Source organism: Mesobacillus selenatarsenatis SF-1, assembly GCF_000813125.1.
GTDB lineage: Bacteria > Bacillota > Bacilli > Bacillales > Cytobacillaceae > Mesobacillus > Mesobacillus selenatarsenatis.
Genome location: NZ_BASE01000089.1, coordinates 1 through 21,375, shown reverse-complemented (window position 1 = coordinate 21,375; position 21,375 = coordinate 1). Strand labels below are relative to the sequence as shown.

Sequence of the window (21,375 nt, the reverse complement as noted above, 5' to 3'; positions counted from 1 at the left end):
AGACTATCAACCGGTGAAAGATAATAGATTCCTGCCTAAACGAAAGAACTCCCGCTATAGGCAAAGAGTCATTTATGCAGATGTAAATATACTTTTCTTATAAAACGAGGGAGCAATTTAGGAAGTACTTTCCTCCTCCGCTTCAACAGTGCTGTGACCATCGCTTTTCTTTCTTCCCTGGTAACCATCCAATCATCAGGAATAGTTGAGACGATTTCTTCTATAAAAAAAATTGGTATGGTCTGAATCAGGTCAAGTGGCTCTGCCAAGGCATCCTCATTCTCGATATGTGTTGCCATCATTTGTTGTGCAGCACTTTTCCTCAATCCAGTTGGCAAATTTTCAAGGCTGGAAATCTCCCAACTATACGATCCGAGGATCTCGGCATGGTCAATGATCCATAAATGATAGATTTCATTTGCCACTTCTTGCAAAAGAATATTTTTTCGTGTCCTCCCTCTGTTGCATAGCCAATAATCGAAAAGTATGATGCCCGCAAGCGTTTCTGAATTCACAATTCCGCTAACATTCGCTACATGATGGCCATCAAGACAATTCGGCACATACAAAGAGGCAAATTGATGCTTGGTAGGAATAAACTCAGCAAGCTCAGGAATTTTCCCGGTAAATTCTTCGGGCATTTCAACTAGGCAGGCAAATGGCACTGGCAGACCCAGGTATCTAGCAAGACAATAGGAAACCCATTCATTTGGCAAAGTTTTTTCAAATCCAGCCTGAAGGAACTTCACCACATAGTCTCTGCCATCATCAAAAGCAATCAGGTGCGCATTTGATTTTCCTTCGAGTTTCCGACGGTAAGCTACGGGTTTTATCATGACTGGGCCCCTCTTAACCGATCTCCGTAAATAATTTCATATAAAAGATCGAGATATTGATCAGCTACAACTTCAATGGCAAAATGCTGCTTGACATGCTGGATGGCCGCCCTGGACATTTGCTGCTGTAATTCAGGAGCGTCAATGATGGAATAAAGCTTTTTTACGGCATCATCAACCTTTTGGCCGTAATATAACATCCCTGTCTTCTCCTGAAAAACCAGCTCAGTGACTGGCATCATGTTAGGAGCAACTACTGGAACACCGCAAGCCATAGATTCGATAAAAGTAATGCCAAAGGCTTCGGACTTTGTCGTTGCCAGCGTGCAACCCCCGGATTTACGTATTTTTGCATAGACGTTTGGCATTTGATGATAAGGAATGACAGGATGCCATTTTACGATGTCAGATAGGCTTTCCTCTTGCCATTTCGCGGCGAACTCTGCACGCTGGACACTTTGCGCACCGCCAATTACCCAAAACTCAATATCCTTCCGCTCTTTTTTGATTCTTTTCGCTATCTTCAGAAGCATCTGCCAGTTTTTCCGATTGTCCAAATGACCGATCCAGCCAATAATTTTTTTATCTGTCGCCAAAATAGGTTCACTGGAGTAGTCGATCTCTCTTTCCAGCAGGGGACGGAAAAAGGATAGATCCACACCGTTATATATGACCTCAACCTGTTTGCTTTCAATTAGAATGGAGACAACACGTTTCTGGTAATTGGATGGGACTATGATGGTTTTAGGTTTTATTTCCTTGAGGGATTTCAAATGGGGCTGGAGCTTGATGATCTCCGGAGTATGGGCTTCTATGATTACTGGCCCGGCAAATCCTGCTTTACGGATCCACGTATAGGCATCTTTCGTATCGATGACGATGATTGCATCATAATCATTGGACTGTATAATACCTATAATTTCGTTTTCATCTTTAGTTAAATATACACGAGCGACATCTTCCATGATGTGAAGCCCGCCAAGATCGGTCGTATATAGAAACTCGGTATCAATACCATGTTTTTTTAAGTAAATCGAACGATTCCGCCATCCAGCATTTACACCGCCAATGGAAAGCAGATGCCAGATTACTAGTACTTTCATATTGGTTTCTCCTCACTACAGATTCGTCACATTGATTTCCTTCCTGCATTTGTTCAAATACTTCCTATCCATGATGTTCCTCCTTGATATCGTTAAGTTCCACTTCTTATTAATAAATTCGAGGTTGGCCAAAAACGTAAGGGCATCAAACTAGTAAAAGGAAAATGTGTGCTGGTAGAGGTATGAGCGGCGATGGATGACAGGCAATAATTGCCCTATTTGTTCCATTTCTCTCCGTCATGACCTTGATGACGGACAAGAATTGCTTCTTTCGCTCTATTTCTGTCCGCCATGACATAGCGCTTTTTTTCTCTGTCGTGTAACGGTAAAATAGACATGAAAGGAAGTGGACAGATGGCAAACTCAGTTGCAGGCACAAGTCAGTCGCATTTGACTCAATATATCCCGCCTAAAGGCATGTACGAAGAATTTGAAGATGAAGCTCTTTATCTCGAGAAGGTTAAAGAATGGGGTTTGAGCACGAAGAAGGAATTTTGGTACAAAGACAGATATCAGCATTGTTTTGTGACCATAAAGGGTTATGAAATCTTTGGTGAAACAGCTGAATTCAATACTCTTGTAATTGAATTTCCGGATGGGAACTTAACTTGTATCCACCCTGCGTACCTGAAGGAGATGCAGTCTTCAAGCTTTGGGAAGGAAATCATCCCTCAAGCTTCAGGTGATGAAAGTACAGCTGCAGAGGTGAAGAAAGAGAAGCCTAAAGCAACGGCTCCTGCGGCAACAGAAGCTAAAGCAGAAAAACCTGCAAAAAAGGAAAAAGTGAAAAGGAAAAAACACCAAAGTTAGTGCTGCCAGAGGAAAAGGTTCATTTTACAGCAACGGTAAAGCAGTTTGCGCTAAGCTGGAACCATTTCAATGAGGACAATGACGAAGTAGTCGTGTTCGAGAATGTCCGGATCGAGCAGGAGGAACCAATCGAGGTTGGCCTGGCATGGGGCTCACACAGCAAAACGCTGAAAAAGCATGAACTGGAGCCTGGACAACAGCTCGAATTCGACGGCAAGATCGTCAAAAAGAGCCTTCCAAAAGGCAAGGACGTCGAAGATGAGTCTATGCTTCTTGATGTTTCTGTCGCATACAAAATCAATAATCCTTCAAAAATCGCAAAAAAATAAGAATGGACTGGCCTCAAAAAAGCCAGTCCGTTCTTTCATTTTATAAGAAAGTATAAACTTTTGCATTAAGGTTAGTTTCTACCTCCAGCGCTCTCGAGTCGCTTGCGTTTTTTTATTTTGAGAAGGTTTGGAGGAATTGGATCAGCGCTGGGCCAAGCAAGACGATGAACAAGCTTGGAAATATAAACAGTACAAGGGGAAAAAGCATTTTCACCGGGGCTTTCATAGCTTCTTCCTCGGCGCGCTGCCTCCGTCGTTCTCGAACCTCATTGGACTGGACACGGAGAACCTGGACCATACCGATGCCCAGCTTTTCAGCTTGCAGAATGCTGCTGATGAAAGCTCGTACTTCGTCGACTTCTATTCGGTTTTTGATTCCTGTAAGCGCCTCTCTCCTCGTCCGGCCAAGCCTCAGTTCTTCAAGGCTTCGATGGAACTCAGCAGATAGAACGCCATTCTTTTTAGAAACAACCTTGCTGACTGCTGAATCAAATCCAAGTCCCGCTTCAAGACTGACCGTCAATAGATCAAGGATATCCGGTAATTCTTTTAAGGCGCTTTTATTCCTTGCTTTCTTCTTAATACTTAAATAATAGTGCGGCAGGAATGTGCCCGCTGTCAGGCCAATTAAGAGGAATAGGACTATGCCTGCATAGCCTGCCTGGAGGATGGCACCATATCCGCCTGCCAAAAGCGGGAGCAGCAGCACGAGGGAGATTTGCAGCAGCCTGAAGTCAACAGGTGTCATCCCAAAAGGACTTCCGGCAAGCTGTAGCTTCGTCTCGATTTTTGCTTCCTTTTCGCCTGGCATCCTCCGTTTAAAGCTTCTTTTAAAGTCATTCATCAATGGCTTTCCGATTCGCTCATATAAGGAAGCATTGCTTGCCTTTTCAGTGACATCTGGATTTTCTTCCTTCACGCCGCTGACGAAGGTAGACATACGCTTTTTCAGATGGGTGGCCTTCTCTGCCCTCATTAAATAAAGTCCATAAATGGCAAAAGAAATCGTTAAGAAAAAAGTAAAGTATAGCATCCTACACCTCGACTGCCGTAATTTTGCGGATCAGCGCAAATCCAATGATCCCGGAGAATATTCCTGCAATCGTCAAAGCAATTCCTACTGGGTGCCGGAAAAGAGTTCCGATATACTCAGGTTCAATTAAATACAGGACGAAAGCCAGAATGATCGGTAACAGACCAATAACGATTCCTGATAACCTCCCTTGAGCTGTCAATGAGGATATCTGCCTGTGAATTTTCGTCCGCTCCCTGATGGTCTGCACGATTTTATCAAGCACAGTAGCAAGATTGCCTCCTACTTGACGCTGAATCAAGATTGCCTGGATCATCAAATCCAAATCCTCGCTTGGCATTCTTTCTTTAAGTTCATTCAAGGAATCCTCAAGACTAGCTCCATACTGCATCTCCTTGATGACGCTGCCCATTTCCTCCTTTATTGGTGAGCCTGCTTCCTCAATCACGGTTTTCAAAGCCTGCTGGAAGCTAAACCCGGCCCTTAGGGATCCAACAATTGTAGAAATCATATCTGGAAGGCCGTCGTTGAATTTGACGATTCGCTCCTTGATTTTCTTTTTCACATACCAGCGCGGCAGCATGAATCCCATTAAAAAACCGACTGCCATGAGAAGAATATTTCCGGAAACAAGGAGCAAGAGAAATCCTGTGATTCCAGCTGCCAGCCACCTGAATAAAATATATTCCTCTGGCTTCAGCGGAAGGCCGGATCGTCTTAGCATCGTCTCCAGCTTTGAATTCTTCTCCTTGGTCAGCATGTTCTTCCTGACCTTTTGCTTTGTCATTTGGTAGTAAACCATCAAATCATATTGCTTTCGGTCAAGCTTCGTCCCGGAGCTCGCCAGATATTTTTCAATTCTCTTCTCCAGACGCTTGTCTGAGAGAAATATACGATGAAAAACCGAGTAAGAAAGTAAAAATACTGTCATCATGAACAGGGCGGTAAGGACATAGATCATTCTCCCCACTCCTCACCTTCGATGAACACATTTGCCGGAATATGAATTCCTGATGCTTCAAGGCGTTCATAAAACTTGGGCCGAACTCCGGTCGGGATCAGGCGGCCAATGATTTTACCGTTATCATCCACCCCTTGTTGTTTATACGAAAAAATATCCTGGAGGACGATGACATCACCTTCCATTCCCTGTACCTCGGTAATGCTGGTTATTCTCCTCGAACCATCCTTCAAACGAGATTGCTGGATAATGACATCAAGCGCTCCTGCGATTTGTTCGCGGATTGCTTTTACCGGAAGCTCAACACCTGCCAATAAAACCATCGTTTCAAGACGGGCAATCATATCCCTTGCGCTATTTGAGTGCCCGGTTGCAAGAGATCCATCATGTCCAGTATTCATCGCCTGAAGCATATCCAGGGCTTCAGCGCCACGTACCTCACCGATTACGACCCGGTCAGGCCTCATACGAAGCGAGTTCCTTACAAGGTCCCGTATTGTGATAGAACCCTTCCCTTCGATATTGGGCGGTCTTGATTCCAGTGAGACGACATGGTCCTGCCCCAGCTGAAGCTCAGCCGCATCCTCAATCGTGATAATCCTCTCATCATGAGGGATGAAGTTGGACAACACATTGAGCGTGGTCGTTTTTCCGGAGCCTGTTCCTCCTGAGACGAAAATATTCAGCCTTGCTTTTACACATGCCTCTAGAAAGATTGCCATTTCATTGCTAAGAGTTCCAAAGTTGATTAAATCTTCAATTTGAAAGGGTTCCTTGGAGAATTTCCTGATTGTGACTGTCGGTCCATTCAAAGCAAGCGGAGGGATGATCGCATTGACACGTGAACCATCCGGAAGCCTTGCATCGACCATAGGGGAGCTTTCATCGATTCTCCTGCCAAGAGGAGCAACAATTTTATCGATGATACTCATAACATGTTCTTCGTCTCTGAACATAATCGAGGTCAGCTCAATCTTTCCTTTTCGCTCACAATAGACTTGTGCTGGTCCATTTACCATAACCTCGCTGACATCCTCATCAATCAAGAGCGGATTGATCGGCCCAAACCCCGTTAAATCATTCCTCAGTTCATCGACGACCCTTTTCCGGTCAATGCTGCCCCGGAATTGTTCATCCTCTTTCATGATCTCAATTGCCATCGCATCCAGCTGAGGAATGATATCCTCTACTGGCGCATCCTTATATTCCTGGAGGATTTTCTTATGTATCAGGTTTTTAAGCTCCTGATGCTTATCCTGCTTTCTCTTGACTTCAGGACTGACGACTTCTTTCTTGTTTGGTTCCCTGAACACAGACCGGATGTCTATCTTCTGCTGTGGAGCGGGCTGGGCAATAAATTCGTCGTGCTGGCTTTCTGCCCCTTCTGCTTGCTGTGTCCTTTCCTGTATGCGGTTCAGAAGGCTCATTGTGCTGTTCCTCCCTTCATGCGTTTTTTGCCAATTAATTTTGATAGGAAAGAAGGTTTTGCTGGTTCCTTGAACATGGTTATCTCACGCCTGCTTGTGATTCGTTCGGCCATTTTAAAAATAGCCTTGGCTACATCCGTCTTGCCGTGGTTGATGACAAATGGAATCCCGATGTTAAGAGATTGAGAGCAAACCTGGAAGTCATTCGGGATGTATACTGGATCTTCATAACCCAAAATACGCGCGGCATCCTCTGCCTGTATCACACTTTCCATATTCGCCCTGTTTACTACAAGTGTCACCTTATTGCGCAGTTCCAGGATATCGAAGGTCTCAAGCATCAGTTTCGTATTCTTCAATGCTGTCATTTCAAGATTGGCCATGACCATGATCTGATCCGCCTTTTCAGCAATATGGACTGTATGATCATTAAGGCCAACAGATGTATCAACGACCACATAATCATAATTCAACAGCATCAGGTCGAGAACTTTATCAACTGATTCCTTTGTAACAAGGTCTGCATACTCAGGCCGATCCGGTGCCGCCATGACCTTCACGCCGCTTTCGTGCCTGGACATATAACCAGCCAGGCTATGCTCATCAAGAGTGCTGATTCCTTCAATTACTTCCTTAATGGTAAAAGAAGACTTCAAGTCCATGGCAAGACCGATATCACCAAATTGAAAATCTCCATCCAAGATCGCTACAGTAATATTTTTCTTCACCAAAGCTCCAGCCAGATTGACCGTCAGGACCGTGCGACCAATCCCGCCTTTTGCACTGCAAACGGCAATAAGCTCGCCGCGTTTCATCTTAGCCGGCTTCTTTTCATGTATTTGCAGTTCATCCGTGTTTTCCATGATTGGTCACCCTCCATCTTCTTCAATCTTGGTCGCTGTCGCCCGCTGCTTCTTTTTCCGTTATGACTGGCCGCTTATGCAGCATGAAATGGATATTCCCTTGTTCTGCGGAATTGACCAACTTAACTGCATCCTCAGGCGTTAGTTCCACCGTTACCGAGGAATACTCCGCATATGGTTCTTGAGTATCCTCTGGCAGAACCATTTTCCGCCCTACTGCCAGTACCCTTGCCTTTTGTAAAATGATTCTGGATTCGATTTTCACTTCTGGTCCTTCAACCTTTTTTGAAAAAATAACGTCAACTTCATCTTCCGGTTCAATTAAGGTAGAAACTGACTGATTGAAATTCGCCCCAACAGAAACTGCCCTGTATCCATCCTGGACTTTCCGGGAGACATAGATATGTTCAGTAACCTGTGATCCAAGACGGTGGGACATTACTGTCTCACCTTGCTCGATATCTGCATTGGCAAGCTTGCCAACTGCATCTTCCTGATTTTTTATCGCATTGGCATGCAGAGCTTTCTCAGGAACCATCATTGTTCCAAGCTTCTGCGCAGAGATTTGTTCATTTTTCAAGATTTTCTCATTAGCGACGACAATTTTAACCAGATTGCTGTTCATTGCCTTTTCAGCTTTCACTTGATTCATATATTGAAAGAATAAAAATGTCGTTACTATACCCATTACTAATGCGAGGACCAAAACAAGCTTTGACCGCATATTTGATCACCTACTCCGTTATTCGAATGCTGTATGCGCCCTTAAAGGCGGCTGCTTCACTTTCAAATCCTGTTCCTGCTCGTTTGATGAATATCCCCTTGATGGAAGTGTCATGGCTGTCCATAGGGTCGGTAATATAGAAATAAGCGAAACCAGTGATTTTCACTTCTTTTACCTGGTTGACATCCGTGCTGTATGGTTTATAGACAGGTACAAGAAGAATCCTTGAACAGTTCCTTGTATTTATATCCCTTGGGAGTTCTGGACAAGAATTCACTTTCTCCTTGACCACTTCCCTTGTTTTACCGGCAATATTACCTGTTTGTGTGATGACGATATCACCTACAGAAAGCTCATTTTGATAGCCATGGCGGAGATTCTCCTCATACGGCCGGGCACCTGTATCGCCCAGGGCCAGGACTCCGAAATTTCCATATTCTACTCCACCAGTATCCACTTTTAACTGGTATTCCTTATTAAACTCCAAGGGGATGCTGTCATCTATGCCAAGCGGCGCTGCTCCTTCTGCCCGCCCCATCGTTCTTAACTCTGCAGCAGAATGCGCTTTGACATCGACAGTTTCAAAGCCAAGTAGTTTTGAGAATGCCAGGTCTACCTTTTTGGACAAATCAATACCCACTTTCTTCTCCATCACTATTGATATATTGTCGACAGAAGAGCCATCCTTATGGGCTGCTACGATGCTTCGTACCACCTCGTCAACCTTCGCTTCATTGTTTGTCAGTTCCTGCGCTCCAGAAAGGACTGCAGCATTAGCCGTTTTCTGCAGCTCCGCCTTCGTCATATAAACCATCCCGCCATCGATTGCAAGGCCGGCAATACTAAGGATGACAAACATCGAAAGTGCAGCCAAAAGGATGGTATTCCCTGATTCTTCCGCTATCCATCTTCTAGCCATTTTTCCCTCCTCACTCAACTCTGATCGTTGACTCCGCCTTTATCGTCAAGGATGAAGAAAACAGGCTGGATATAAACGGAGTAAAAAATTGATAAGGATATTCCAGCTTCACAGTTATATAATCACCAGCAACACGTCCCGCATCTCCAGGAGAGATAGAGATGGCCAGTTTATCAACCTCATTCAGCTGAACGTAATCCCTGGCAAAAGCAGTGACTTCGGAATCACTTTTACCGAGACCTCCCACCCTGACAGTTTCCTGTGCCGCCATATGGAGATGGGCATAAGAATACATGATCCTGCCAAAATCCAATATGCCTACCAACAGCAATAAAAGAACCGGCAGAACGAGGGCAGTCTCAACAAGTGATTGCCCTCTCTCATCACGCCTCATAACAATCCCCCTCCATTCGGAAACACAATGGCAGCCACAGCTCCAAGCGCGATCGCCACCCCATATGGATAGGTGGTATTCAAGGCTTCCTTATCCAGCCCGAGCGGAACTTTCATACCGCTGCGCAGCCCGCCCAGGAACATGCCAATCTGCTTCAGTCTGTTTAAGGTACCCTTTCTGAAAAAAAGAATTAATAAAGCCAGAACCCCTCCAGCAAGCGCCATATAAACAGCAGCCGTCAATACAAATACTGCCCCCTTCAAACCACCGATCACCGCAAGCAGTTTTACATCTCCAGCACCCATTCCCCCGAGCAAATAAGGGATCAGTAATATAGAGAAACCAATTGCGGTGCCAGAAAGCGAAAAGCCAAGGCCAGAAATTCCATCGGCGACTGAATTCAAAACGAGACCCGCCAGTAAAAACGGCAGTAACACCTTGTTATAAATCTTCCGTTCTCTCAAATCGGTGATCACACAAATGACTATTAATGCTATCAATAAAAACTCAACTAACATTCATCTACCTCATTTCAGTGAGGAGTTTTAAAAAAGCCCCACGTTTTTCAACGCGAGGCTGTTTCGGTCTGTACCTCTGACTAGCGATTTGATGCATTTTTTATATACCGTCACTTTGCTGATTATAATGAATAAGTGCATTTTATGATGACGGAATAAGCAATCATACAGTTAAGATTTATAAATTTTATTGTCCAGAATCCCCTGTCTCAGCACCAGTTACTGCAGCGACAACACCATCGAACATAGCAATAATTTCGGTGCGCAGTAGTGCCAATGCCCCAACAACCGCTACCGCAATAATTCCAAGCACCAAACCATACTCTGTCATACCTTGTCCTTGTTCTTCTGTGAATAGTGCTTTCATTTTTGCTTTCATTGTTAAAAACCCCTTTTCATTTTATTAGTTTGATAGAATGACCGACTTTCGTTCCGGTATTCATGATCGTGCCTTCTGGAAGCTCGAACACTGAATACGCACCTTTGTAGCGCTTTCCCATTTTTGCAGGCTCTAGTTGTTCATCCGCGCCTACAATTTCATAGTTCTCGTTGATGTAAAGAACATCGATGGAATAGTTCATAAAAAAGGTATGGATGGACCGGCAGGGCTGTATATAGAGACCGTGACCGACTGGCAAACTGTCTGTTAGCATCAACCCTTTGAATCTGCTGAAAAAGGTGTCTGCTATTTTTACATCCGCTGCCAATTCTATGCCGTTCGATTCGTTCACAAGTCTCATTCCGTTTTTCACCTCCGACTTTACAAAAATAACCCCGCCTTTACCGAAAGGGGGGTTAACTGAATACATATTTCATGTACTTCACCCTGATCTTTCGGTAGCTGGCTGGCTTAGCAATGAATTGCCGTAGCCCCTTTAGCTTTGCGTCGCTGGTTTTCACCAGGTTTGCCTTTATCGAGAAACAGTGTATATCCGACTGATCTCTTATCCACATCATAATTTGAATCATTCTTCAACAAAATCCATCAAAAATCCTGATTTTTCTAAAAATTTAACCAGGTATTTTTACTCAGGAAAAAGAAACTACTTTTCCGATAGGTAGTACTTATATCACTATTCAGATGGTTAACAATTTTCTGATGTAAGAAACTCAGCTGAACAAAGCTTTTATTATGGATAATTAGGCATACTCCTTTAGATTTTTTATAGGTATAACGCTTTATTTTCTGTGGATTTTTTCGTCGTAACTAGGTCATAAACCACTGGATTCCTTGAAATAAATATGGATTTTATAATTAATTTGCATTTCTTTTAAAAAACCTTCATGCTTAAGGGGTAAGGAACAACAATGTAATAGAGCGAGCAGGTGAAAAAAATGATTGAAGTTAAAACTTCTGAAATTAGCGATGGTGAATTCAATAGAGGGGTTTTCGCAAAGCGTGATATTGCAAAAGGCGAATTAATCCATGAGGCTCCTGTGCTATCCTATCCGAACGATCAGCATGTCCATATAGAGAAAACGGCACTGGCGGATTATGCCTTCGAGTATGGCATTAATCATTCTGCCTTACTTCTCGGATATGGAATGTTATTCAACCACTCATACGAGCCTAACGCAACGTATGAAATCAATTTCGACAATCACACATTTGATTTCTATGCCTATCGTGATATCAGCGCTGGGGAAGAAATTTTGATTAACTATAATGGGGAAGAGGATAATAACGATCCATTATGGTTCAACAAAGAAGAGGAATAAGAACAAAGCGGCTCCATCGGGAAGCCGCTTTTTCATTTGCCTATGTCTCCAAACAATCCAATTCAACAATCACTGTGGTCCCTTGGCCTTTTTCACTGACAATCTTCATTGTGCCATTATGCTCCTGGATGATTTTATTGCTGACGGTCAGTCCAAGCCCGATCCCTTTATCTTTTGTGGTATAAAAAGGCGTTCCAAGGTATCGCAGCCGGTCCGACTCGATTCCTGCTCCTTCGTCGGCAACGCTTACCAGTACTTTACCCGGTTCATTCATCTGAAGGTCGATATAGATATTTCCGCCTTCAGCCATCGATTCAATCGCATTTTTTAAGAAGTTTAGAAATACTTGCTTTAGCTGGTGCGAATTGCATGACAGCTTGCAATTTTTTTCTGGATAATTAGTGATGATTTGGACATTATGCATTAGCGCCTGCGGATGAATGATGTTAATTGTGCTGTCCAGGATTGACTTCAGATCTTCTTTTACATACTGCACAGCCTGAGGCTTTGCCAGTGACATGAACTCATTGACAATCGTATCGATCCTATCGAGTTCATTCATCATGATGGCAAGGTAATCACCTTGCTTCTTCTTATCGAGGCATGTCTGCAATAACTTCGAAAATCCCTTCAATGAAGTCAGCGGGTTGCGGATTTCATGAGCTACTCCCGCTGCCAGCTGGCCGGTGACAGAAAGCCTGTCCAGATTCCGGATGGTAGCATCCTGCTTGACCCGGTCCGTAATATTTCTGCCGACACTGACAAAGGACTCTATCTCTTTTTTCTCATTATATATCGGTGAAAAATTGTACTCTGTGTAAACGATATTTTGATCACAAGTCGTAAACTTCTTCCGTAAAATCTGCGGCTCGCCTGTTTCGATAATTTCCGCTAGTTTTTTATCAAGAATGGCATCTTCCTCAGAAGACAAAAATTCACTCAGGCTTCTGCCTACAATTTGTTCCGGCTTCAGACTGATTACTTTTTCATGTGAGGGTGAAGCGTACACAATCATCTTATCCTTATTAATCACCTTGATCATGTCACTCGTATTTTCGGTGATCAATTCATACAATTCCCTGGTTCTATTTAATTCACGCTCCATGCTCACTATTTTAGTGATATCACGGTATATCGCAATGATTGCTATGATTTTCCCGTGCTTATTCCGGAAAGGAGAATAAGAGACTGCAATATCCAGCATGGAACCATCTTTATGGAATCGCTTCGTTATCATATTGGTAAACGCTTTTCCATTCTGGACTTCAGAAATGATTCCTGGGACGAAATCGGGATTTGAAAACTCATAGAAAGTTCTCCCAATCAAGTCTTCTTCTGTATAGCCGAAAATTTCCGTATACTTATGGTTGATCCTTAAAAAACGATTCTCCATATCGACAATAGCAAATCCGTCAGCCGTGCAATCCAAAAATAAACTCAGCAGTTCATCAGGATTATAGATCGTTTCATCATCTGTCCCAAATATAGGGAAACTACTTCGCATAGAGATCTCTCCAAACTTTTTCAACCTTATAACTCTATTTTACAGAAGATTATGATATTAAAAAAGAAGTATTTGGTTATCTCTCTATTAAAAGTATAAACCGCTATCTTTAAAAGATAGCGGCAGGAATTGTTATAATTTTAGATGTGCGATTACTTTATCCACCGCAGCCTCCGCCTGATCGATACAACCAGGTATGCCAACACCCTCGAATGACCCTCCGGCAAGGAAGACACCAGGGAGTTCCTCGTCGAGTTGCTTTTTAACATGGGCAATCTTTTCAAGATGCCCCACCGTATATTGCGGCATCGCTTTTCTCCATCTGGTTACGACATGGAAGATTGGCTTTTCAGTGATATTCATCGTCTTGTTCAAATCTTTTAACACCAGTTCGACAATTTCATCATCTGACAGTTCTACTGCTTCCTGGTCATCCGGTTTGCCGACATAGCAGCGGAGCAATGCCATATTTTCAGGGGATGTGCCAGGCCACTTCTTGTGTGTCCACGTACATGCGGTGATCCGGAAATCACTGTTTCTCGAAACAAGGAAGCCTGTTCCTTCAATATCTTTTTCAATCGCGGATTTCGGGAATGCAAGCGCCACATTTGCCACCGAATTGGATGGCATATCTTTGAATTGTTCCATGAATGCATACTCCGAAAGCATGCGTTGCGCATGGAAATGGTCAGTCGTGATAACGACACAGTCCGCTGATTCAACATCTCCAGTTTCAAAGTGGACTTGATAAGTACTGCCTGTTTTCACTATCTTTTTTACAGCCGTTCCTTTGACAACCGTTCCTTCTTCCAGTCGGCTTTCAACCTGGTGAATCAGCTCCTCAAGGCCCGTTGACAATGAGATGAACATTCCTTTTTTAGAAACAGGCTTTGTAGCTGTTTTGGGCGGCTTTGGCATCGATTTATTCAATCCAATCACAAGGCTCCGATGCTTCTGTTCGATTTCATAGAAGTTCGGGAATAAAGCCATCAAGCTGAGTTCATCAATATCGCCAGCATAGATACCTGACAATAGTGGGTCAATCAGGTTGTCGACCACCTCGTCGCCAAGCCGATGGCGGAAAAAGGCTCCAAGCGACTGGTCTGCTTTCGGCTCGCCTTTTGGTAAAATAAAATCCCCCGCCGCACGTAATTTCCCAAGCGGTGAAAATAACCCCGATAACGCAAATGGCGTCACTTTTGTTGGGATGCCCATGAAAGAGCCTTCAGGCATAGTGTGAAGCTTGCCTCTCGCGTAAATATAAGATTTCCCGGCAGTATTGGAAATGATTTTATCTTTGAGACCAACTTCTTCTATCAATCTCATTGCACTCTTTTTTCTTGCTATGATAGAATCCGGTCCTCTTTCAATGACGAACCCGTCCCGCTTTTCCGTACTGATGACACCGCCCAGACGATCGCTTGCCTCAATCAATTTCACTTTGATGGGCAGTTGCATTCCCTTTGCTTCCTTTTGGAGATAATATGCTGTCGCCAGTCCAGTAATCCCGCCGCCAACAATAATGACCTTCTTTTCATCCATTCCGCTCACCTATTCTTTAGTAATGTATTGATTATCGTATAGTTGAATTAACTAGGTATGTGCAGTATTTAACATATTAAAAGTATATCACCGGAAATTCAAAGGAAGATGGGAGTTTTTTTACTAAAATGTGAACGAAGTTTCTGGTAAAAATTCTGGATAATTTCCAGTTCGTAGAATTATCATTGGTTTTCGCGGAATTAAGTTAGAATTTCGCGGAATTAAGCATCTTTTTCGCGGAATCAGGTGGGTATTTCGCGGAATTAAGCTTCATACTCCTTTTAATAGTTGAAAAAATCGGGAAAAACCTATAAATTTTGGGTAAAAAAATGTGATATTCGCAAAATACCCGATATAAATCTATTTCTCCATAAAAAAATCCCGGATTCCCCGGGATTTCACACATTCATATCTCTTTTTCGATAAAACACGTAGGTCACGATTGTGAGCCCAAGCAGCAACAAAGCGGACAGTGTCAGATAAAGCGGTTCGAACCCGCCTTCCTCCAAAACTAGCTTTGCGTCATAATATTTAAATGGAGTCAGGAACTTCAACCCATCCAGCTTTTCGTTCAAATCAATTGCTATCGACAGAATGAAAAGGAAGAGCAAAATTCCCGTTGCCAGTGATGTGGCTTTTTTCGCATTTTTATAGATAGCAGCGATTGCGGTTCCGATAACCAGGAAGATCAGCTGTAGGATGAACATCCCTATCATCAGCAAGGTGATATCCCCCGTCACATCCTCACCTTCCGCATATTTCCGGACCATTCCCACAGAGGAAGCGAAGGTCACAGCATTGAAAATCAGAATGTTGACCAAAGCGGCTATTAGTTTGGATGTTATCATTCTCGTTCTTGAAACTGGTTTGACCAGCAGAAACTCGACCGTCTTGTCACGCTCTTCCTTGGCAATGATGTTCGAGCCGAGCATCGCGGCATGAATGGCTGCCATCACAGCCAGGTATAAGAATAAGACTCCGAAATAACCAATCGGTGTTGACAGATCGAGTGAACCCGTTCCCATGATGGCCTGCAGCGATTTAGGCATATCGGCCATCAGCGCATTCATCGATTGCCCCGTCCCTTCCAGGCTTGAGTACTTGCCCATGCCCGCAGCGACCATGAAGACAACTCCGATGCTCCAGATAATTAAGGACTTTCGGTTTGCTTTCATTTCCCTTTTAAATAGATTCATGACTTTCCCTCCTCCCTAAACGGAATGGACATCTTTTTTTGCGTAAAAATAATAGCTGGCCGAGACCGCAGCGATGATAAAAATTACACCCGCTATGATAAATGAAGTTTCGTAGCTTGAATGTTGTGTGATGTATGTTGAATCAAAGTAGTTGAATGGCGTCAAATATCTTAATGCTTCATCTTCAGTCGTCGAACTGATCATCCCGAGCATGAAAAATCCAAAAACCGTACCTAGTGAAACTGATATCACGGATTTTATTCTCGGGAAGATTACCGAAATGATAATTCCAAGCGCCATGAACATTAGCTGTATGAAAAACAGGGAAATAACGATCAGCAACAAAGCTTCTTTGTTAAAATCGTTACCTTCTACGATTGAGGCCATTACAAATGTCGCTGTTATAAAAACGATGTTGGTGATAACCAGCGAAACCAGCGCTGCCAACAGCTTGGAAGTGACTACCTGAGTCCTTGTCACTGGCTTAGTAAGCAGGAAGTCCGCTGTCTTTTCCCGTGTTTCCTTTGATAGGATCGAGGTTCCAAGATTCATAGCCTGGATGGCGCCCGCTAGCTTCAGGTACAGAAATGCGTAAGAGAAAAAACCAATCAATGTCGCAATGCTGTCCACCGACAATCCAATCGCTTTCCTCAACTCTACCGGGAAGCCTTCAAGCAGCTTCTTGAACTCTTCCGCATCCTTTGAGAAGGAAGGAAACATGGATAAAAACAAGACAACCATCGCCACCAACGACAAGGTCCATATAATAGTCGACTTTCGATATGCCTTCAGTTCATGAAGGAATATATTCATGTTCTATTCCTCCTTTTCATAGTAATGCATGAAGATCTCTTCCAAGTCAGGCTCCTCGACCCAGAGGTTCGCAATCTCGATTTCGGCAATTTTTTTCATGATGGAATTGATGTTACCCCTGAAAAGGAAGCTGACCGATCCACCGTCCTGCTCAAGCTGGTTCACACCGTCAATATTGAAAAAGTTTTTATCGATTACGGAATTGGTTTCAACCTTGAATTTCTTGTAGGTGTTTTCTTTTAACGTGCTGATTTTTTCGACAGTGACAATCCGGCCGTCCTTGATAATCGCAACCCTGTCGCACAGTCTCTGCACCTCGCTGAGAATATGGGAAGAAAAGAGAATCGTCGCGCCTTTCTTATTTTCTATTTCAAGAAGGTCAAAGAACTTCTGCTGCATGAGCGGATCCAGCCCGCTCGTCGGTTCATCAAGAATGATTAGCTTCGGTTCGTGAAGCAACCCCTGGACGATACCAACCTTCTTTTTGTTACCAAGCGAAAGGTCATCGATTTTCTTCGTAAGGTCGAGCTCCATGATATCTGCAAGCTCTTTGATCCGTTTGGTGCAGTCCTTCTTGTAAAAGCTTGCTGAATACTTGAGCAGATCCATAACCTTCATATTGTCATAGTAAAATACCTCAGATGGCAGGTACCCGATATCCTTTTTGATTTCTGGAGCAGCGGTGATAATATCTTTTCCAAATATCGTCGCTCTGCCGCTCGTTGGATAAATCAATGATAGTAACGTCCTGATAGTCGTTGATTTACCTGCGCCATTCGGGCCTATGAACCCGAAAATCTCTCCTTCCTCTACATTGAAACTAACATCCTCAATACCCCTGACCTTGCCGTACATTTTAGTCAGATTTTTAATCTCAATCACGTTCATGCCAGACCCTCCCAGATACTTTTTCTTTTTAGCTAGTCATTCTCTTTTTCTTCTTTTTCTTAGACATTCTTGTAAAAAGCCTTCTTCATCATCTCGATATACACTTCGACTTCTTTGAATGCTTCATCAAAGTCGTGATGTGCTTTGTTCAGCTTTTTGGCTTTTTCTAACTCCTGGTTGCTGAAGCCCTGTAGAGTCCACATGATAATGTTGATGGCTCGCTGGATGTCGACTTCGTCCCTGAACCTAGTGATGTCAATATTCTCGAATAGCCGGCTGTAACTTGCCTGGATCAGCTCTGTATTTGTGTTATTCAATATTTCCTTTACTTCTTCCGCGGTTTCCATGGAGGCTGCCACCATGAAGTCGAATACCTCTGGATGCCTTGCCATCAGTTTGTTTTTCAGGATCATCAGCGTTTTCATCCGTTCGAAAATGTCGCGTTCGCTCAGGTCCAATTCATTAAAGAACTCTTCTACCATCACATCTGCAAAGTGGTTATATAGGAACTGATAAAGTTCTTTCTTATTATTAAAATAGTGGAATAACAGTCCTTTTGAGATGCCTGCTGTTTTGACGATTTCATTCGTGGATGCATTTTCGTATCCTTTCAGGGCAAACTCCTTTAGAGCGGCGTTCAGGATTCGTTCTTGCTTTTCAGGATTCAAGCTTAAAAATTTTGAAGACATAACGCCCTCCTTAAATTATCATTGACCACATCGGTCAATTACATTTTACTCCTCATTGACCACTTCGGTCAACAAAGTTTTTAGCAAAATTTTCGACAAAAAAGAGACTGCACCAAATGGCAGCCTCCCTCATCTAACTTTATTTAATTTCACGGATCACGGCTCTGACAGGACTGCCGTCACCCTGTTCGAGCGGCAGAGGCAGAGCAGCGAGCTCGTATTCGCCTGGTTCAATTTTATCAAGTACCAATCCTTCAAGGATATGAATGCCCTTGTTGTTCAATTCATGATGGGCACTCAGTTCCTTGCTATCCAATGGATCTACCGATGGCAAATCAAGACCAAGCAACTGTACTCCTTGCTCAGCAAGAAAAGCAGCCAATTCAGGCTCGATATGCGGAATGGATTCCGGGAACACAGTCTTATCCTGCCAAGCGTCTGTACGGATCAACAGACGCTTGACTCCCCGCAAATCTACTGCTTCCACTTCCTTAATTCCGATACTTGCCGGCTTTTGCAAATGAATGATCTTTGCAGGGCCAATATACAGATTAAAGTCGAGATCGATCACTTTTTTGCCATCGTTTTCGAAATGGAAAGGCGCATCGATATGTGTGCCGGTATGCGTGCTCATCGTCACCTGTCCGACATTCACAGAGCCGCTTTCTTCCATTCCCCAGCTCACTTCATAATGAAATGGAGTGTCGCCCGGCCAAACAGGAATTCTATCATTTAAAACCTGCGAAATATCAATCCAATTTCCCATACTGTTTCCTTCTTTCTTATTATAGCTTCGTCCTCAGGCTCCATAGCTCAGGGAAAAATCGGTGGTCTACGACCTTTTTCAAATAGGATACACCGGCGGAACCGCCTGTTCCAGTTTTGTGGCCGATTATCCGTTCAACAGTACTCATATGGTTAAAACGCCAAAGCTGCTGCTGGCTGCCGATATCGACAAGCTTCTCCGCTAGCTCATATAAATCCCAATATTGATCGACGTTACGGTACACCGTCAGCCACGCTTCCTCGACACTGGCATTTGGTTCGTATGGAGCAGACCAATCACGATTTAAGGCTGCATCATCTATCGGCAGGCCGCGCATCGCCATCGCACTGATCGCCGCATCATAAATCGACCGTTCATGCAAAGCATCCTCCACCTTTTTATACAGGTCGGCATCGTGCTTATAAACAGATAGAACATGAGATTGTTTTTGCCCCAAAGCAAATTCAATCAAACGGTTCTGGTAGGATTGAAATCCTGAGGAATGGCCAAGCTTGTCTCGGAATTCCATATACTCAGCCGGAGTCAGCGTCGATAGTACACTCCACGACTGGATCAGCTGCTGCTGGATCCTCGACACCCTGGATAGCATCTTGAAGGATGGTTCCAGATCATTTTTACGGATGCAGTCAATCGCCGCGCTCACTTCATGTAAAATCAGCTTCATCCACAGCTCGCTAGCCTGGTGGATGATGATGAACAGCATTTCATCGTGGTGATCAGACAAGCGGTGCTGGCTCGATAAGATGTTATCCAATTGCAGATAACTTCCGTAAGACAGCTCTTTTGAAAAATCGGTATGAATTTCATGTGAAGTTTTTTGTTCTTCCTTCATTGCCAGACTCCCCCCTACGCTACAACTCCGCGCTCATTGCTGAATTTCTCGTATAATTTATTATCCATGATTTCTTTTAACATCTGGACAGCATTCCAGACGTCAGTGTAAGAAGTGTATAGAGCCACAGGTGCCAGTCGAACGATGTTCGGAGCGCGGAAATCAGGGATGATTCCTTTTTCCTTCAACGCCTTGCAAATCCTTGCTGCTTCCTTGTGCTCAAGACTGACATGGCCGCCACGTTTAAAATCTTCAACAGGACTGCCGATTTTAAAACCGACGTCACCAAGTTCATGTTCAATCAGGTCCATTAAATAACGGTTGATCTTTAATGATTTTTCACGGATATTCTGAATTCCAGCCTCCGCGAACATTTCCAATGAGCCAAGTAAAGGAGCAAGGCTCAGCACATGTGGTGTACCAATCTGGTAGGCACCCGCAGTCTCAGCAGGTGTCAGAACATGCTCCATATCAAACTGTTTATCTTTCCTTGAACCGAACCAGCCGGCAAGACCTGGCTTCGTGCCAAAATGCTTCGAGTTCACATAAAGACCTGCTACAGCCCCTGGCCCGCCATTCAGATGCTTATAATTGCACCAGTAGGCGAAATCGACTCCCCAATCCGAGAAGGCATGCGGAATCGCGCCAATTGAATGGCAGCCATCGAAGCCAATCAGGATTCCCCGATCGTTTGCCGCCCTTGTCAGCCGCTCCATATCGAGGATTTGCCCACTGCGGTACAGCACAGTCGGCAGCACAACAAGCGCAATTTCTTCCGTCATTGCCTCAATGATATCGTCCTCATCAAGAAACCTTCCATCCCTGCTTTTCACTCTGATCAGGTACGTATCTGGATCATAGCCATGGATTCGCAACTGACTTTGAAGCGCATAGATATCGGACGGGAAATTCAATTCATCAGCAAGGATTTTTGTCCTCTTCCCTTCTGGCTTATAAAAGGTAGCCACCAGCTGATGCAGGTTGACTGTCGTGGATCCGCTTACAATAACCTCTTCAGGAGCAGCACCAACAAGCGGAGCAGTCAATTCTCCTAGTTTTTCAGATAAATAGAACCACGGATGGTTGCCTTCCATCCAGCCATCGATGCCAAGCTCGCGCCAATCAGCCAATGATTCTAGCAAAGTCTGTTCAGCCCGCTTTGAAAGAAGACCAAGCGAGTTTCCATCAAGATAGATCGAATCAGGTTTCAGGTAAAATTCATCCCGGTAACGGGCCAGTATATCTTCGCGGTCAAGCTGTGCGGCATAGTCCGCATCAGGTTCAAAAGAATAAGGCATCATCATCATCTCTCCCATTCCATTTGCAACTAGAGAAATCGTAACAAAGAACAGAAGCAAGCGTCAACAAAAGGTCTGATAATTCTATGAAATGCGAAAGCGCCTTGGTCAGCCCCGACAAGCGCTGCCCGCCAAAAAACGCCACATCGTGTGGCTGGCGGGTCTAGCACGTCCTGTGCCTCGGAGGGCC

Annotated in this window: 24 protein-coding genes and 1 riboswitch; of the genes, 3 read left to right on the top strand and 21 right to left on the bottom strand. The window is 43.9% G+C overall.

All coding sequences use genetic code 11. The features are described from left to right. Positions 1-68: 68 nt before the first annotated feature. Together TY49_RS17915 and TY49_RS17910 are read right to left on the bottom strand one after the other, a co-directional pair. Positions 69-836 (bottom strand): HipA family kinase, encoded by a 768-nt coding sequence (locus TY49_RS17915; RefSeq protein WP_041967280.1) that lies wholly within the window; start codon positions 834-836, stop codon positions 69-71. Then, the gene (locus TY49_RS17910; protein WP_041967279.1) at positions 833-1,939 is read right to left on the bottom strand and encodes a glycosyltransferase family 4 protein; all 1,107 of its coding nucleotides are present in this window, start codon (positions 1,937-1,939) and stop codon (positions 833-835) included. The genes TY49_RS17915 and TY49_RS17910 overlap by 4 nt, the downstream gene beginning before the upstream one ends. Positions 1,940-2,293: 354 nt before the next feature. Between TY49_RS17910 and TY49_RS25305 the strand changes: the two genes are divergently transcribed. Both TY49_RS25305 and TY49_RS25300 read left to right on the top strand, forming a co-directional pair. Continuing rightward, the gene (locus TY49_RS25305; RefSeq protein ID WP_232310484.1) at positions 2,294-2,749 is read left to right on the top strand and encodes a hypothetical protein; all 456 of its coding nucleotides are present in this window, start codon (positions 2,294-2,296) and stop codon (positions 2,747-2,749) included. Continuing rightward, on the top strand, positions 2,749-3,078 hold the full coding sequence (locus TY49_RS25300; RefSeq protein WP_232310483.1) for a hypothetical protein: 330 nt from the start codon (positions 2,749-2,751) through the stop codon (positions 3,076-3,078). Before TY49_RS25305 ends, TY49_RS25300 begins: the two co-directional genes overlap by 1 nt. Positions 3,079-3,190: 112 nt before the next feature. Here the strand turns inward: TY49_RS25300 and TY49_RS17900 are convergent, their stop codons facing one another. The 10 genes from TY49_RS17900 to TY49_RS17855 form a co-directional block, all read right to left on the bottom strand. Further along, on the bottom strand, positions 3,191-4,111 hold the full coding sequence (locus TY49_RS17900) for a type II secretion system F family protein (RefSeq protein WP_041967278.1): 921 nt from the start codon (positions 4,109-4,111) through the stop codon (positions 3,191-3,193). A 1-nt stretch (position 4,112) separates the two neighbouring features. Beyond that, the gene (locus tag TY49_RS17895) at positions 4,113-5,072 is read right to left on the bottom strand and encodes a type II secretion system F family protein (protein ID WP_041967277.1); all 960 of its coding nucleotides are present in this window, start codon (positions 5,070-5,072) and stop codon (positions 4,113-4,115) included. After that, positions 5,069-6,499 (bottom strand): TadA family conjugal transfer-associated ATPase, encoded by a 1,431-nt coding sequence (locus tag TY49_RS17890; protein WP_041967276.1) that lies wholly within the window; start codon positions 6,497-6,499, stop codon positions 5,069-5,071. The genes TY49_RS17895 and TY49_RS17890 overlap by 4 nt, the downstream gene beginning before the upstream one ends. Continuing rightward, the gene (locus tag TY49_RS17885; protein WP_041967275.1) at positions 6,496-7,362 is read right to left on the bottom strand and encodes a CpaE/TadZ family protein; all 867 of its coding nucleotides are present in this window, start codon (positions 7,360-7,362) and stop codon (positions 6,496-6,498) included. The genes TY49_RS17890 and TY49_RS17885 overlap by 4 nt, the downstream gene beginning before the upstream one ends. A 22-nt stretch (positions 7,363-7,384) precedes the next feature. Continuing rightward, entirely contained in the window at positions 7,385-8,086 is a 702-nt protein-coding gene (cpaB, locus tag TY49_RS17880; protein WP_041967274.1) for a Flp pilus assembly protein CpaB, read from the bottom strand. Positions 8,087-8,096: 10 nt separating this feature from the next. Further along, a complete protein-coding gene (locus tag TY49_RS17875; RefSeq protein ID WP_041967273.1) occupies positions 8,097-9,005 on the bottom strand; it encodes a pilus assembly protein TadG-related protein in 909 nt (302 codons plus the stop codon). Between the two features lie 10 nt (positions 9,006-9,015). Further along, the gene (locus tag TY49_RS17870) at positions 9,016-9,399 is read right to left on the bottom strand and encodes a TadE/TadG family type IV pilus assembly protein (RefSeq protein ID WP_052442229.1); all 384 of its coding nucleotides are present in this window, start codon (positions 9,397-9,399) and stop codon (positions 9,016-9,018) included. Further along, positions 9,396-9,917 carry an A24 family peptidase gene (locus TY49_RS17865; RefSeq protein ID WP_041967272.1) on the bottom strand — a complete coding sequence of 174 codons (522 nt, stop codon included), beginning with the start codon at positions 9,915-9,917 and terminating at the stop codon, positions 9,396-9,398. Before TY49_RS17865 ends, TY49_RS17870 begins: the two co-directional genes overlap by 4 nt. Before the next feature lie 187 nt (positions 9,918-10,104). Beyond that, positions 10,105-10,296: a Flp family type IVb pilin gene (locus tag TY49_RS17860; RefSeq protein ID WP_041967271.1), complete on the bottom strand. Its 192-nt coding sequence runs from the start codon at positions 10,294-10,296 to the stop codon at positions 10,105-10,107. Between the two features lie 16 nt (positions 10,297-10,312). After that, positions 10,313-10,657: a DUF192 domain-containing protein gene (locus TY49_RS17855; protein ID WP_041967305.1), complete on the bottom strand. Its 345-nt coding sequence runs from the start codon at positions 10,655-10,657 to the stop codon at positions 10,313-10,315. Positions 10,658-10,750: 93 nt separating this feature from the next. Further along, positions 10,751-10,837: riboswitch (cyclic di-GMP riboswitch) on the bottom strand. 415 nt (positions 10,838-11,252) lie between these two features. On the opposite strand from TY49_RS17855, the gene TY49_RS17850 reads away from it, so the two are divergent. Continuing rightward, on the top strand, positions 11,253-11,636 hold the full coding sequence (locus tag TY49_RS17850) for an SET domain-containing protein (RefSeq protein ID WP_041967270.1): 384 nt from the start codon (positions 11,253-11,255) through the stop codon (positions 11,634-11,636). 40 nt (positions 11,637-11,676) lie between these two features. Here the strand turns inward: TY49_RS17850 and TY49_RS17845 are convergent, their stop codons facing one another. The 9 genes from TY49_RS17845 to kynU all read right to left on the bottom strand — a co-directional run bounded on the left by TY49_RS17845 (position 11,677) and on the right by kynU (position 21,185). Beyond that, positions 11,677-13,140, bottom strand: coding sequence for a PAS domain-containing sensor histidine kinase (locus TY49_RS17845; protein ID WP_041967269.1), 1,464 nt, complete (start codon positions 13,138-13,140; stop codon positions 11,677-11,679). A 132-nt stretch (positions 13,141-13,272) separates the two neighbouring features. Then, complete coding sequence (gene hemY, locus TY49_RS17840) at positions 13,273-14,682, bottom strand: protoporphyrinogen oxidase (protein WP_198135648.1); 1,410 nt, start codon at positions 14,680-14,682, stop codon at positions 13,273-13,275. Between the two features lie 398 nt (positions 14,683-15,080). Further along, positions 15,081-15,878 (bottom strand): DUF2705 family protein, encoded by a 798-nt coding sequence (locus TY49_RS17830; RefSeq protein ID WP_041967266.1) that lies wholly within the window; start codon positions 15,876-15,878, stop codon positions 15,081-15,083. Positions 15,879-15,893: 15 nt separating this feature from the next. Continuing rightward, the gene (locus TY49_RS17825) at positions 15,894-16,691 is read right to left on the bottom strand and encodes an ABC transporter permease subunit (RefSeq protein WP_041967265.1); all 798 of its coding nucleotides are present in this window, start codon (positions 16,689-16,691) and stop codon (positions 15,894-15,896) included. Positions 16,692-16,694: 3 nt separating this feature from the next. Then, the gene (locus TY49_RS17820; RefSeq protein ID WP_041967264.1) at positions 16,695-17,579 is read right to left on the bottom strand and encodes an ABC transporter ATP-binding protein; all 885 of its coding nucleotides are present in this window, start codon (positions 17,577-17,579) and stop codon (positions 16,695-16,697) included. Positions 17,580-17,638: 59 nt separating this feature from the next. Then, on the bottom strand, positions 17,639-18,268 hold the full coding sequence (locus TY49_RS17815) for a TetR/AcrR family transcriptional regulator (RefSeq protein ID WP_041967263.1): 630 nt from the start codon (positions 18,266-18,268) through the stop codon (positions 17,639-17,641). A gap of 139 nt (positions 18,269-18,407) precedes the next feature. Further along, complete coding sequence (gene kynB, locus TY49_RS17810) at positions 18,408-19,034, bottom strand: arylformamidase (protein ID WP_041967262.1); 627 nt, start codon at positions 19,032-19,034, stop codon at positions 18,408-18,410. A 19-nt stretch (positions 19,035-19,053) separates the two neighbouring features. Beyond that, the gene (gene kynA, locus TY49_RS17805) at positions 19,054-19,887 is read right to left on the bottom strand and encodes a tryptophan 2,3-dioxygenase (RefSeq protein ID WP_041967261.1); all 834 of its coding nucleotides are present in this window, start codon (positions 19,885-19,887) and stop codon (positions 19,054-19,056) included. A gap of 14 nt (positions 19,888-19,901) precedes the next feature. Beyond that, complete coding sequence (gene kynU, locus TY49_RS17800; RefSeq protein ID WP_439646185.1) at positions 19,902-21,185, bottom strand: kynureninase; 1,284 nt, start codon at positions 21,183-21,185, stop codon at positions 19,902-19,904. Positions 21,186-21,375: the final 190 nt, after the last annotated feature.